The 13,523-nt window shown below is 64.9% G+C and carries 12 protein-coding genes; 8 read left to right on the forward strand and 4 right to left on the reverse strand.

The window, feature by feature from the left end; translation table 11 throughout:
- The first annotated feature begins 30 nt into the window (after positions 1-30).
- The 3 genes from gor (at position 31) to RDV64_RS14165 (ending at position 3,453) form a co-directional block, all read left to right on the forward strand.
- On the forward strand, positions 31-1,419 hold the full coding sequence (gor, locus tag RDV64_RS14155; RefSeq protein ID WP_309195565.1) for a glutathione-disulfide reductase: 1,389 nt from the start codon (positions 31-33) through the stop codon (positions 1,417-1,419).
- Positions 1,416-1,988 carry a hypothetical protein gene (locus RDV64_RS14160; protein WP_309195566.1) on the forward strand — a complete coding sequence of 191 codons (573 nt, stop codon included), beginning with the start codon at positions 1,416-1,418 and terminating at the stop codon, positions 1,986-1,988. Before gor ends, RDV64_RS14160 begins: the two co-directional genes overlap by 4 nt.
- Positions 1,989-2,076: 88 nt before the next feature.
- On the forward strand, positions 2,077-3,453 hold the full coding sequence (locus tag RDV64_RS14165) for a class II 3-deoxy-7-phosphoheptulonate synthase (protein ID WP_309195567.1): 1,377 nt from the start codon (positions 2,077-2,079) through the stop codon (positions 3,451-3,453).
- A gap of 18 nt (positions 3,454-3,471) precedes the next feature.
- Here RDV64_RS14165 and RDV64_RS14170 read toward each other — a convergent pair whose 3' ends face one another.
- The gene (locus RDV64_RS14170) at positions 3,472-3,669 is read right to left on the reverse strand and encodes a hypothetical protein (protein WP_309195568.1); all 198 of its coding nucleotides are present in this window, start codon (positions 3,667-3,669) and stop codon (positions 3,472-3,474) included.
- A gap of 265 nt (positions 3,670-3,934) precedes the next feature.
- On the opposite strand from RDV64_RS14170, the gene RDV64_RS14175 reads away from it, so the two are divergent.
- Together RDV64_RS14175 and gltX are read left to right on the forward strand one after the other, a co-directional pair.
- The gene (locus tag RDV64_RS14175) at positions 3,935-5,584 is read left to right on the forward strand and encodes an NAD+ synthase (protein WP_309195569.1); all 1,650 of its coding nucleotides are present in this window, start codon (positions 3,935-3,937) and stop codon (positions 5,582-5,584) included.
- Entirely contained in the window at positions 5,584-6,948 is a 1,365-nt protein-coding gene (gltX, locus tag RDV64_RS14180) for a glutamate--tRNA ligase (protein WP_309195570.1), read from the forward strand. The genes RDV64_RS14175 and gltX overlap by 1 nt, the downstream gene beginning before the upstream one ends.
- An 86-nt stretch (positions 6,949-7,034) precedes the next feature.
- Here gltX and RDV64_RS14185 read toward each other — a convergent pair whose 3' ends face one another.
- From RDV64_RS14185 to RDV64_RS14195, 3 genes are all read right to left on the reverse strand, one after another.
- Entirely contained in the window at positions 7,035-8,366 is a 1,332-nt protein-coding gene (locus tag RDV64_RS14185) for a DUF2865 domain-containing protein (RefSeq protein ID WP_309195571.1), read from the reverse strand.
- Between the two features lie 211 nt (positions 8,367-8,577).
- Complete coding sequence (locus RDV64_RS14190) at positions 8,578-10,053, reverse strand: UdgX family uracil-DNA binding protein (RefSeq protein ID WP_309195572.1); 1,476 nt, start codon at positions 10,051-10,053, stop codon at positions 8,578-8,580.
- Positions 10,050-11,294 carry a putative DNA modification/repair radical SAM protein gene (locus tag RDV64_RS14195; RefSeq protein ID WP_309195573.1) on the reverse strand — a complete coding sequence of 415 codons (1,245 nt, stop codon included), beginning with the start codon at positions 11,292-11,294 and terminating at the stop codon, positions 10,050-10,052. The genes RDV64_RS14190 and RDV64_RS14195 overlap by 4 nt, the downstream gene beginning before the upstream one ends.
- A gap of 174 nt (positions 11,295-11,468) precedes the next feature.
- On the opposite strand from RDV64_RS14195, the gene RDV64_RS14200 reads away from it, so the two are divergent.
- The 3 genes from RDV64_RS14200 to RDV64_RS14210 are packed head-to-tail and all read left to right on the forward strand — an operon-like array spanning position 11,469 to position 13,433.
- Positions 11,469-12,458 carry a glycine betaine ABC transporter substrate-binding protein gene (locus RDV64_RS14200; RefSeq protein WP_309195574.1) on the forward strand — a complete coding sequence of 330 codons (990 nt, stop codon included), beginning with the start codon at positions 11,469-11,471 and terminating at the stop codon, positions 12,456-12,458.
- Complete coding sequence (locus RDV64_RS14205; protein ID WP_375143831.1) at positions 12,455-13,108, forward strand: L,D-transpeptidase; 654 nt, start codon at positions 12,455-12,457, stop codon at positions 13,106-13,108. Before RDV64_RS14200 ends, RDV64_RS14205 begins: the two co-directional genes overlap by 4 nt.
- Before the next feature lie 10 nt (positions 13,109-13,118).
- The gene (locus RDV64_RS14210; RefSeq protein ID WP_309195576.1) at positions 13,119-13,433 is read left to right on the forward strand and encodes a hypothetical protein; all 315 of its coding nucleotides are present in this window, start codon (positions 13,119-13,121) and stop codon (positions 13,431-13,433) included.
- Positions 13,434-13,523 lie beyond the last annotated feature (90 nt).

Below are 13,523 nucleotides of genomic sequence, written 5' to 3' on the forward strand. Positions count from 1 at the left end.
AGCGCAGCACCACCGTCCGGAGCGTTTTCGATGAGTGACCCCCGTTACGACTACGACCTGTTTGTGATCGGTGCGGGGTCGGGCGGGGTGCGCGCCGCCCGCATTGCCGCCGGCTACGGCGCAAGGGTGGCCATTGCCGAGGAGCACCGCGTCGGCGGCACCTGCGTCATCCGGGGCTGCGTGCCGAAAAAGCTGATGGTGTATGCCTCGCAATTCTCCGAGGCGTTCGAGGATGCGGCCGGCTTCGGCTGGTCGCGCCCCGAAGCAACGTTCGACTGGCACAAGCTGATCGCCAGCAAGGACGCTGAGATCGACCGGCTGAATGGCATCTACATCCGCAACCTCAACAATGCGGGCGTGGAAATCGTGATGAGCCGCGCAACCGTAGCGGGGCCGCATGAAGTGCACCTTGCCATGGAGAACCGCACGGTGACCGCGCGCGTCATCCTGATCGCGACCGGCGGCACCCCGTGGCTCGACATGGCGCTGCCGGGCATCGAGCACATCATCACCTCCAACGAGGTGTTCTACCTGAAGGACCAGCCGAAGCGGATTGCCATTGCCGGCGGCGGCTACATTGCCGTCGAGTTTGCGGGCATCTTCAATGGCCTGGGGTCGGAGACGACCCTCGTCTACCGCGGCGACGAGATCCTGCGCGGCTTTGACGACGAGGTTCGCACCGCGCTGCGCGAAGCGATGGAGGCCCGCGGCGTCAAATTCGTCTTCAACGACATTTTCACCGGCATCCGGAAGGGACCGGACGGGCTGAGCGCATCGCTGAAGAGCGGCGGCACGCTCACCGTGGACCAGATCCTGTTCGCCACCGGCCGCGAACCTGCCACCGACGGGCTTGGCCTTGAAAAGGCCGGTGTGGCGCTCGGTCTGCGCGGTGCCATCAAGGTGGACAGCGAGAGCCGCACCAACGTGGCGTCCATCTATGCTGTGGGCGATGTGACGAACCGGGTAAACCTCACCCCCGTCGCAATCCGCGAAGGCCATGCCTTTGCCGACGCGGTCTTCGGCGGCAAGCCGACACATGTGGACCACACGCTGATCCCGACCGCCGTGTTCTCCCAGCCCGAAATCGGCACTGTCGGCTTCACTGAGCAGGAGGCGGCCGAGGCGTTCGACTGCGTGGACGTCTACTCCGCCAGCTTCCGGCCGATGCTCTACACCCTGTCCGGCCGGCAGGAGAAGATGCTGATGAAGGTGCTGGTGGATGCAGAGACCGACCTTGTGCTCGGCGTCCACGTTCTGGGCCATGGCGCGGGCGAACTGGCGCAGGTGCTCGGCATCGCGCTCAAGATGCGCGCAACCAAGGCCGATTTCGATGCGACCATGGCGGTCCACCCCACCGCGGCCGAGGAACTGGTGACGATGCGCACGCCGAGCCGCACCCTGCGGCGCCAAGCCGCGTGACGTTCAAGGTTTTCGGTTACGGCTCGCTGGTCAACCGCGGCACGCTTCCGCCTTACGTTCACGCGGAGCGGTGCACGGTGAAAGGCTGGCGGCGCGCATGGCGCAAGCGCTCGCCGGGGCTCGGCGTTACCGGCGCGTGTTCGCTCTCGGTGGTGGAGGCGCCGGGCGCGGAGATCGACGGTCTCGTCGTCACCTTCGAGGACGGGCTGATGCCGACCATCACCGCCCGCGAGCACAATTATGACCTGCTGCGCCTCAAGGACGATCCGGACATCATCATCTTCCGCGCCAAGGCGGAGGTGGACGATTATGGCGACGACGATCACCCGATCCTCCTGTCCTATGTGGACGCGACGGTGCAGGGCTTCCTGCGCGAATTCGGTGACGACGGCGCCGAGCGCTTCATGGCGACGACGGACGGCTGGCACGTTCCGATCGTCAACGACCGGGCGGATCCGCGTTATGCCCGTGCACAACAACTCGGCAGCGCTGAAGAAAAGCGCATCAATCAATTGCTCCAAAGTGTTGACGCAACGCCGGTCCGCGCCCAAGAGAAACGATCCGTTTAATCTGCGTGCGTGATCGCGCGGCAAGCCGGATTTTCTCAAAGATCACTTTGACCGCGCAAAGGTGCGGTCGAGACTTGGATAGAACGCGATGACCAAATCGGCATGGAGTCCTTCGAGCTGGCGTCAGAAACCGGCACAGCAACTGCCAGAGTATCCCGACCAGGATGCGCTGAAAGCCATGGAAGCCACCCTGGCGACCTATCCGCCCCTCGTTTTTGCAGGTGAGGCAAGAGCGCTGAAGGCGGAACTGGCGCGGGTTGGCGCCGGCAACGGTTTTCTGCTCCAGGGCGGCGACTGCGCCGAGGCCTTTGCCGAACACCACCCCGATGGTATCCGCGACTTTTTCCGCGTCTTCCTCCAGATGGCCGCCGTCTTGACCTATGCCGCCGCTTCGCCGGTGACCAAGGTCGGCCGGATTGCAGGCCAGTTCGCCAAGCCCCGGTCGTCCCCCATGGAGACGGTGGGCGACGTTGCGCTGCCGTCCTACAAGGGCGACATCATCAACGACATGGCGTTCACCGAAGAAGGCCGGATCCCCGATCCGCGCCGGATGGAAATGGCGTTCCGCCAGTCGGCGGCGACGCAGAACCTTCTGCGCGCGTTCGCCCAGGGCGGCTATGCCAACCTCGACAACGTGCACCAGTGGATGCTGGGCTTTGTGGAAGACAGCCCGCAGGGCCATCGATACCGAAACTTGGCAGATCGGATCTCCGAAACGCTTGGCTTCATGCGCGCGTGCGGCATCGACCCGTCGACCACGCCGCAGCTCCGCTCGACCGACCTTTTCACCAGCCATGAAGCGCTGCTTCTGGGCTACGAGGAGGCGTTCACCCGCGTCGATTCCACGACGGGCGATCATTATTCCACCTCCGGCCACATGGTCTGGATCGGCGACCGCACCCGTCAGCCCGACCATGCGCACGTGGAATGGGCGCGCGGCATCAAGAACCCGATCGGCCTCAAATGCGGCCCGTCGCTGACGGCAGACGGCCTGATCGAGCTTCTCGACATTCTCAACCCGTCCAACGAGGCGGGCCGGATGACGCTGATCTGCCGCTTCGGCGCGGACAAGGTGATCGACCACCTGCCGGGTCTCATTCGCGCGGTGGAGCGGGAAGGGCGCAACGTTGTGTGGTCGTGTGACCCGATGCACGGCAACACGGTGTCGGTGTCCGGCTACAAGACGCGTCCGTTCGACCGCATTTTGAAAGAAGTGCAGTCGTTCTTCGCGGTGCATCGCTCCGAGGGCACCCATGCCGGCGGCATCCACATCGAGATGACCGGCAAGAACGTGACCGAGTGCACCGGCGGCGCCCGCCCGGTGACGGCCGACACCCTGTCGGACCGCTATCACACCCAGTGTGACCCGCGCCTCAATGCGGAGCAGGCCATCGAGCTTGCTTTCCTGATCGCCGAGAACCTGCAGGCGGAAAAGCGGGATCGCGGCGCACAGGTCGCCGCGTAGCGAACGGGAGGCCGCAGCCTAGGCGCTGCGGCCGACCTTGCTGTCGTCGTTGGCGGGAAGTGCGGCAAAGCGTTCCGCGGGGCGGTTGCTGCAACGAACCGCCACGGCAGAGTCCACAAGGCAAAGAACGCGAGCGAGGCTGAACTGCACCGCGTTCGGGCGGTCGTCGGCGGATGCGGGGGTGGCGACCGGGGTGGTGTTGAAGGTGTTTGCCATCTGTTGTCTGCCTCTTGCATGACCCGGGCTACAGCCACCAGGTCGGGTGAAGATCCTGCGCAAGCATCCGGTGTTGTCCGGGGTGGTTCGTCCTGCTTGCCACTCGGGAAATAAACGGCGCCAAGGGCCAGATCGTTCGCGTCCGAACGGTCAGGTTCGGCGGCTTTGTCGGGTATAGAGTTTAGCCTTTCGGATAGTCCTGCTAGACAGGGGCGCCGCCGTGCGCTCGCACAGGCCGCTTCCGATCCGGCACGTTGAAGGCTCCATGCGCAACCGCTTCACCATCTCCATCCAGCAGCTCAACCCCGTCATGGGCGACATTGCGGGCAACCGCGCCAAGGCGGCGAAGGCGGTCAAGGCGGCCGGCGCCGTCGATCTGGTCGCATTCTCCGAGCTGTTCATCACCGGCTATCCGCCTGAAGACCTGATCCTCAAGCGCACCTTCGTGGCCGCAGCCATGGATGCAGTCCACGCGCTGGCGGCCGAATGTGCCGACGGGCCGGCCATTGCCATCGGGACGCCGTGGCAGGCGGACGGCATGCGCACCAACGCCTACGCGATCCTCAAGGGCGGCAAGGTGACTGCCGTGCGCCACAAGGTGCACCTGCCCAATTACGACGTGTTCGACGAGAAGCGTGTGTTCGACGCCGGCGCCATGCCCGGCCCGGTCGACATCGACGGCGTGCGCATCGGCTTTCCCATCTGCGAAGACATCTGGGAAGACGACGTTTGCGAGTGCCTTGCCGAAACCGGCGCCGAAATTCTGGTGGTGCCCAACGGCTCGCCCTACACGCGCACCAAGCAGGACCGGCGAATGCAGGTTGCCGTGGCGCGGGTGGTCGAGAGCGAGCTGCCGCTGGTCTACATCAATCAGATGGGCGGGCAGGACGAGCTGGTGTTCGACGGGGCGTCCTTCGTCTTGTCTGCCGCCCGCACGCTGGAGATGCAGCTTCCCGCTTTCGTCGAAGATGCGGAAACGGTGGTTTTCGAGCGTGGTTCTGAGGGCTTTGCGCCCGTTCGCGGCCGTCTGGCACCGCTTCCGCCGCTGGATGAGGCGGAGTGGGCGGCCTGCATGCTCGGCCTGCGGGACTATGTGGGCAAGAACGGTTTTCCAGGTGTGGTGCTCGGCCTTTCGGGCGGCATCGATTCGGCCATCTGCGCTGCCCTGGCGGTGGACGCGCTCGGGCCGGAGAAGGTTCACTGCATCATGATGCCTTACCGCTACACGTCTTCGGACAGCTTGTCGGATGCGGCGGACGTCGCCGAGCGGCTCGGCGTGCGCTACGACACCGTGGCGATTTCCCCGGCGGTGGAGGGGATGAGCGAGCAGCTTGCACCAGCCTTCGAGGGCCGCGAACCCGACCTCACCGAAGAAAACATCCAGAGCCGCATCCGCGGGGCGACGCTGATGGCGGTGTCCAACAAGTTCGGGGCCATGGTGGTGACCACCGGCAACAAGTCCGAGGTGTCCGTCGGCTACGCCACGCTCTATGGCGACATGAATGGCGGCTTCAACCCGATCAAGGACCTTTACAAGACCGAAGTGTTCCGCCTCTGCCGCTGGCGCAATGGCGCCAAACCCGCGGGGGCGCTCGGACCGGACGGCGTGGTGATCCCGGAGCGGATCATCGACAAGCCCCCCACCGCCGAGCTGCGCGAGAACCAGCGCGATGACGATTCGCTGCCCCCTTACGAGACGCTGGACGCGATCCTGCGCCGTCTCATCGAGGACGAGGCGGGTATCGCCGAAATCGTGGCGGAGGGGCACGAGGAGGCGGTGGTGCGCCGCGTCGACCACCTCTTGCACATTGCCGAATATAAACGCCGGCAGGCGGCCCCCGGCGTAAAGATCTCGGCGAAGAATTTCGGCCGGGACCGGCGCTATCCGATCACCAACCGCTACCGGGACGCATGATGGCCGACACCGTTCGCTTCGCACCATCGCCCACGGGCAAGCTGCACATCGGCAATGTGCGCACTGCGCTCTACAACTGGTTCGAAGCCGGGAAGGGGGGCCGTTTCATTCTCCGGTTCGACGACACGGACACCGGCCGGTCCGAACAGCGCTACGCCGATCAGATCACCGCCGACATGGCGTGGCTCGGCATCATGCCTGACCTTGTGGTGCGGCAGTCCGACCGGCTTGGGCTTTACGACGCGGCGGCCGACCGGCTGCGGGACGCGGGGCTTCTTTATCCGTGTTTCGAGACGCCGGAAGAGCTGGAGCGCAAGCGGGTGCGCCAGCGCGCGCGGGGCCTGCCGCCAATCTACGACCGTGCGGCGCTGGCGCTCGGCACTGATGAGAAGGCCGCGCTGGAGGCTGAAGGGCGCCGCCCGCATTGGCGCTTCAAGCTGCCGGACGGACCGCGCACGTTCGCCGACCGGTGCCGCGAATCGCTGACGGTGAACCTTGGCGCGCTCTCCGATCCGGTGCTGATCCGCGAGGACGGCAGCTACCTTTATACGCTCACATCGGTGGTGGACGATGCCGACCTTGGCGTGACGCTTGTGGTGCGCGGCGAGGACCATGTGACCAACACGGGTGTGCAGATTGCGCTGTTTGAGGCGCTGGGGGCGCCCGTGCCGGCATTTGCCCACCACAATCTGTTGACCCGAACCGATGGCGAGCCGCTGTCCAAGCGGGACAATCCGCTGTCGATCCGTGCGCTGGCGGCTGCCGGGTTCGAGCCGATGGCGGTGGCCTCGCTGGGGGCGCTCACCGGCACCTCTCATCCGGTGGCGCCAGCGGCCGACCTTGCCGCGCTAGCCTCGACTGTCAGCCTCGGCGATATGTCGCGCGGCCCGGCAATGTTCGACCCCGCCGAGCTGGAACGGCTGAATGCGGCCATCGTCCATGCGCTGCCGGTGGCTGCGATCGAGCGCGAACTTGCCGAGCAGGGTCTGGCCGGGCCGGAGGCTGCGGCCTTCTGGGAAACGGTGCAGGGCAATCTCACCTTCCGTCACGAGCTGGGCGGATGGGCCGAGCGGCTTGCGCAGGCCCCGGACACGGTGATGGCGGGTGCCGATCCGCTGTCCGCCGAGGATCGCGCGGTGGTTGCAGCAGCCGCAGAAGCGCTCCCGGCAGAGCCGTGGGACGACGCAACCTTTGGCGCATGGACGAAAGCCGTGCGGGCCGAGACCGGCGCCAAGGGCAAGGCGCTTTTCATGCCGCTGCGCCGCGCCCTGACCGGCACCGCAAGCGGGCCTGAGCTGGGGCCATGGCTGCACCTTCTCGGCCGCCAGCGCGCGCTGGACCGCCTCTCGGCCGCCTTGAACTGAGGGTCGCCGCAGGGGCGGGAGGAATTCCCGCGTCCGGCGCCTCGCCATCCAATAAAAAAGGCGCCCCGGAGGGCGCCTTTTTTTATTCAGCCATCGGTTTCGGCAGGAAGCGCCTTGGCAGCGGTGCCGGGGGGAAGGACGCTTTCATCGGCTTCGGCCAGGCCGGGTTCGTCTTGCTGCGCACGGGGGGCAGGGCTTGCCGAAGGAGCGGTGCCGTCTGCCTCATTCCGGCGCAGCGGTGTCACCGTGATTGTGGTGATGACACTGTCGCTCCGGACCTCGCGTTTTACCGTCTTGCGGGCGGCAAAGTCGGCGACGGTGTTGGAGAAGGACTGCGGGCCAACAGGGCGTGCGGTGTTGTCGTCAGGATCAAACGCGACGCTTGGCTGTTCGGCGTCCGGCGTTGCGGTCACCGGGCCGCTGCCGACGCGGACGTCAGCGCGGTCGTTGCCCGTGATCCTGCGGCTGCGGGCTTCCTTGGCGCCGTATGCCGTGCGGGAGATGGCCAGCGGCTTGCCGGTTTCGTCGTAGATGGCGCGGTACCGGTCCCAGCGGGTCTGGTCCTTTGTGGCGTCGGTCATCGTCGGGCTTTCGGCGGCGGGGCTTGCCGCAGCGGCGCTCGCCACCGCAGTGCCGGGGAGGCCGATATTCCCGCGGGCAATCCGGGTGCCGTTGGAGCATCCGCAGGACGGCGAGAGGGTCTTGCGGTAGTCGAACGCGGTCGGAAGGTTGACGTATGCTTCGCCGGTCATCGCCGAGCGCATCCGCTCCACCGGCTCACCACTGTAATGGACGTAGAGCGACACGTCGGACCCCGGACAACGGCCGACGCACATGGCCATTTCGTCATAGTAGTTGTCGCTGTGGGAACGGCTGTTGATGGGGAAGTAGAACCCGTCGCAAAGGCGCACGCACATGGTGCGGGAGCTGCCTTCGCGCGAGCTCCCCTTGCGCCGCCCGGAACCGCCGGTGGCGAGGGAGCGCTTGGGCGCGTTCTTTGTGGTGCGCGGGCTGCGCTTCACGTCGAGATTCACGCGCTCGACCTTGCGGGCCTTGCTGCTGCTGCGCTTCTTCTGGATCACCACCTCCGGCTCGTCGCGCCGGCCGAAAATCGAGCTGAAGATGTTGCGTCCGCTCTTGGCAGAGCGGCGAACGCCGGTGTTTTCCGAACGGGTCTCACGCCTTGCCTGACGCGTCCCGCAATTTTGGCGGATCTTGCGCATGATGGTCGCCACCTGACCGCGGTTGACCGTACCGCGGCGTGCCGCGCGCAGCCGCGCGTCGATCCGCGAGCAGGCAGGCTTGTTCGCACCGAAGCGCGTGCCGCCACATCCGTTGGATCTCTGTTGACGGGTCAGTGCCGCAATGGCGGCCCTGTCCGGCTGCCCCGACTTTGCGCTGGCCAGTTGGGCACGCAATGCTCCGCACGACTGCGCCGCAGCGCCTGCCGTAAACATCAGCACAAAGATAACAGCCAGTATCGCACGCATTACATATTCCTCGCGGCGCCGCGTCCAGAGGTTTCAAGGTACAGCTACGCATCGGATGGGTGAGCATCAATGCTGTGACCGCTGTTTTGAGCGGTCTGTGTTAACGCGGTCGCACTCTCGCGGAGCTGGTGGCGCCGCGCTAGTGCGTCACGGCCACAACGTCCACGAAGGCTTTCGCCTGCATCAGATCGCCGACAAAACGGGCATATTCGGACGCCTGATCCGCCTCGTCCGGCAAACGCAAAATGTAGGATGGGTGCACCGTCACAAGACCATGCGAGCCGTCGGCCCACAGCGTCGGCGCCCCACGTTCCTTGCCGATTGTAACGCTGCGGCCGGAAAGGCTGCGTGCTGCACTCGCGCCCAGCGCCACCGTGAGGCGCGGCTTGACGAGGCGCCTTTCATGGTCGAGCCAGAAGCGGCAGTGCGCCACCTCGCCGGCATTGGGGGATTTGTGAAGCCTGCGCTTTCCGCGTGGTTCGAACTTGAAATGCTTAACCGCGTTTGTAACAAAAGTTGAACTGCGGTCTATACCTGCCGCGGCCAGAGCCTTGTTAAATAATTGACCGGCAGGACCTACGAAAGGTCTTCCGGCAAGATCTTCCTGATCGCCCGGTTGCTCACCGACAAACATCAATGGCGCGCCGATTTCGCCGGCGCCGGGCACGTATTGTGTCGCGTGTTCGTGGAGGGCGCATCTGGTGCACTGGCGCGCGGCGGCCGTAAGCGCCTCAAGCGTCGTGAAACCGTCCTCTGCAAGATCGCGGGCGGCCGCCTCCCGCTCTCTGGCGATGCGGGTGGACCGTGCCGGGCTGCGGGCGGGCGCGGCGAGCATGCCGTCGGTGCGCCGCGCCGCGTCATGGATCAGCGGGGCGATGAGGGATGCCTCCGGCAGGTTTTTCCAGTAGCGCTTGGGCATCTCGGACTGCATGGTCTTCACCTTCAGCCGTGCCGGGTTGAAGATCGAGCGGTAGTATGTGCGCCAGAGCTCTTCGTTGACATCGCCGTCGGGCGCAATGTCTCGGGTGGCGCCGTCGCCCAGCGCAAGCGCCCTGGTGTCCCAGTGGGCGCTGCGGTGCGGTGTCAGGATCGACCAGCGCATTTCGGGAAAGCGGCGGACGAAGAACCCCGCCGTCCTGTCGAGCGTGTGGTGCTCTGGCTCGAACCACGCAACGTAGCGCGCCGTCCCGTCCGGATCGGCCGCCTCGCGAAACCGCACGAAGGCTTTCATCTTGTGGGCACAGCGGCGAACGTTTTTCGCCATGGTTTCTGCGGCGGCCACGTCCGGATCGCTGGCGACCCGCATGAGGCTGCGCTCGGTCTGCAGGCGCGTCAGCAGCGTGTGAAGCAGCGCAAATCGCTCAGGCTTGCGGTGGCAGACCACGAGCGCTGCCAAGCTGACGAACGCCTCGCTGGCACGCGGCAGACGTTCGGGCGCAGCGGCGGGCAGATGGGCGATGGAGCGCTCGGCGCCGAAGAGGCCCGCCGGCGCGTCGCCCCACACGACATCTCGCGGCGCGATGCCGGCGGCCACCAGCTGCCGCGCAGCCGCCCGCCAGCCGTCGAAATCCGCCGGATGATCCAGCGGTACGTGGATGGGGCCGGCGGGGGTCACGCCGCAAACAGATCCAGCTGGCGGGCCGGTTTCAGGAAGCGCTGGCGCAGGTCGATGGCATCGGTCAGGCGCGAGGGGTGCCACCCTTCCAGCGCAATGAAGGGCATCGCCTTGCGTGCGGTGGACGAGAGCCTGGCAAGATCCTCGGCGCGCAGGCTCCGGTAGGGGCGGGTGCGCAGGATCGCATTCACCGCCTTCACGCCAAGGCCCGGCACCCGCAGAAGCATTTCACGCGGGGCGCGGTTGACGTCCACCGGGAAGCTGCCGCGGTGGACGAGGGCCCAGGCGAGCTTCGGGTCCACCTCCAGATCCAGCATCCCGTCCGGCGCGGCGGCGGCAATATCGCCCACCTCAAAACCATAAAAGCGGGTGAGCCAGTCCGCCTGATAAAGCCGGTGTTCGCGCGCCAGCGGCGGTGCGGAAAGCGGCAACGCGCTGGAAGAATCCGGAATGGGGCTGAAGGCGGAATAATAGACACGCTTCAGCCGGTAAGAGGTGTAGAGCGAGCGGCTGGCGGTGAGGATCGCCACGTCGTGGGAGCCATCGGCGCCGACAATCATCTGCGTCGACTGGCCAGCAGGGGCAAAGCGCTTGCGCCGGCCGGTTTGCCGCGTCGGCTCGGCGGCCGCCTCGATGCCCGTGCGCAGCGCCGCCATGGCGGATTTGATGGTCCCCGCATCCTTTTCCGGCGCAAACGACTTGAGGCTTTTGACCGTCGGCAATTCGATGTTGATGGACAGACGGTCGGCGTAAAGGGCGGCTTCGTCGATCAGCTCGGGGGAGGCGTCCGGAATGGTCTTCAGGTGGATGTAACCCTTGAAGCCATGGTCGAGCCGCAGAAGCTTCGCGACGCGCACCAGTTGTTCCATGGTGTGGTCGGAGGATCGGATGATCCCGGATGAAAGAAACAATCCCTCGATGTAGTTGCGCTTGTAGAAGCCTATGGTGAGATCGGCCACTTCCTCCGGGGTGAAGGCTTCCCGTTCCACGGCGCTGGACACGCGGTTCACGCAGTAGGAACAGTCGAAGATGCAGGCGTTGGTGAGCAGGATTTTCAGAAGCGAGATGCAGCGGCCATCTGGCGCATAGGCGTGACAGATGCCGTTGCCTTCGGTGGAACCGATGCCGCCGGAGGTGCGGGCGTTGCGCTTCTGGGTGCCGGACGAGGAGCAGGACGCATCATATTTCGCAGCATCCGCCAGAATGCCGAGCTTTTCCTGGAGAGTGCGTGTTTTCGCCAAGGGTACACCAAGCTCCGCCGTTCATCATTTGTTCGGAACATGTAGCACGGCTGGACGGCGAGGGGAGGTGTGGCACGGAGCTATTGTGTCGCAGTCCGTCGTCTGGCCACACCATTTGGCCTCTTGTGGCTTGCAACAGGGCCACGTGAACGACTTTGCAATTGTTCGCGGTGCATGCAACTTGCGTTTGATCTTGGCGCAAAGGGGACGTTTATCGTGTTAATACGTTGTTTGACTTTCACGCTAATGTCAGCGGCGCTGAGTGGGGCGGCACTTGCGTCGACCGTGGTCGTCGGCAAGCCGGACTGGCCGTCCGCGCAGGTGACGGCTCACATCATCGCGGATGTTCTCAATGACCGTCTGGATGTGGATGCCAAGCTGCGCCCCATCGGCACCGTGCAGCTGATCGGCGCCATCGATCGCGGCGAAGTCGATATTCATCCCGAGGTCTGGCTGCCCAACTCGGCGGCAATCGTCGACGAATACGTCAACCAGAAGAAAAGCCTGCGGTTGAGTGCAATTGGCGTCAAGGCGTCGCAGCACATCTGCACCACGCGCGAAACCGCCGAGGCGACCGGTCTCAAGGCTGTGGCCGACCTCAAGAAGCCCGAAATGGCCGCGAACTTCGATACCGATGCCGACGGCAAGGGCGAAGTCTGGATCGGCGCCAATACGTGGGCGTCCACCCGGATCGAGCGCGTACGGGCCCGCTCATACGGCTATGACGACACGATGATGCTCCTGACCATGCCGGAAGATCAGGCGTTTGCGTCGGTGGATGCCGCTGTCGCGGTCGGCTCGCCCATCGTGTTCTACTGCTACGAGCCCCATTATCTCTTCGCGCTTCACGATATCGTGACCCTCGAAGAACCGGCCTACGACCCTGCGGCATGGACGATTTCCGCACCGGAGCAGGATGTGGCGTGGCTGGACAACTCGTCTGCGCCAACGGCCTGGGAACCGTCTCACTATCATATCGGTTACGCTACAGCGCTTGCCGACGACAATCCTGCTGTGGTCGCCTTCCTCGAGAAGATGGAGATCACGCCACAGGATGCCGAGGCAATGAGTTACGCCGTGCATGTCGAAGGACGCAGCCCCGAAGAGATCGCGGCAAAGTGGATCAAAGACAACAGCGCACGCATCGAGGAGTGGATCAAATGACGATGCTACGCAAGATTTTCGCGGTAGTTCTTGCCCTTGGGATGACCGTCACCGCCGCTTCGGCTGCAACGGAGATCTTCAACCCCCGCAGCAAGACCTGGATGAAGTACGATCCCAAGCTTGCCATGCGCTATTACCAGATGAAGGGCGGCGTTCCGGAGGATTTCAAGCGGCAGGTCGTCGATTTTCGCACCGCTGAAAAGCCCGGCACCATCGTGATCGACGGCAACCGGCACTTCCTCTACTTCGTGATGCCCGGCTTCAAGGCCATCCGCTACGGGATCGGTGTCGGCCGTGAGGGCTTCGGCTGGGCCGGGATCGTCAATGTCGGCCGCAAGGTTGAGTGGCCCACGTGGACGCCGCCGGCCGAAATGGTTGCGCGCGACCCAAAGGCCGCCAAATACGCCGGCGGCATGCCCGGCGGGCCGGATAATCCTCTCGGCGCGCGTGCAATGTACCTTTTTGAGGGCAATCAGGACACAATCTACCGAATTCATGGCACAACCGAACCCTGGTCCATCGGACTTGATATTTCCTCCGGCTGCATCCGGATGAACAATGAGGATGTGATCGACCTTTATTCGCGGGTACAGGTCGGCGCGAAAGTTATTGTTCTGATGCAGGGCGCCGCTCTCTACCGGGGCGTGTGAGGAGAAAGCAATGAATTTGACGATTGGACTGCGGCTGGCCGGCGTGATGGCAGCCGGTTTGATGGTTGCCAGCTGCGGCGGCGGCAGCGAAACGCCGAACACGCAGACCGTGCGCGCCACAATCGTGACCGCACCTGCGGACCTCCAGCTGCTTTGCGCCTCGGAAGCGGCCAATCGGTTCGGATTCGAGCAGACGTCGGTGTTTGCGACCAGCTCGGCCCAGATCGAGGCAGCGCGCTATCAGGTCGAGCTGACCACCGGCCCCGGCACAGCCACCTGCGTGGTCGAGGAAAGCGGCACGATCGTCTCTCTGGTTCAGGTGTAACGCCAGACCTCTCCTTTGTGACAATGCTTCCAGCGCCGCGGACCAGGGGTTCGCGGCGCTTTTGCGTTTTTGGGGTCCCATGGCGGGTCG

Source organism: Acuticoccus sp. MNP-M23 (assembly GCF_031195445.1).
Lineage (GTDB): Bacteria > Pseudomonadota > Alphaproteobacteria > Rhizobiales > Amorphaceae > Acuticoccus.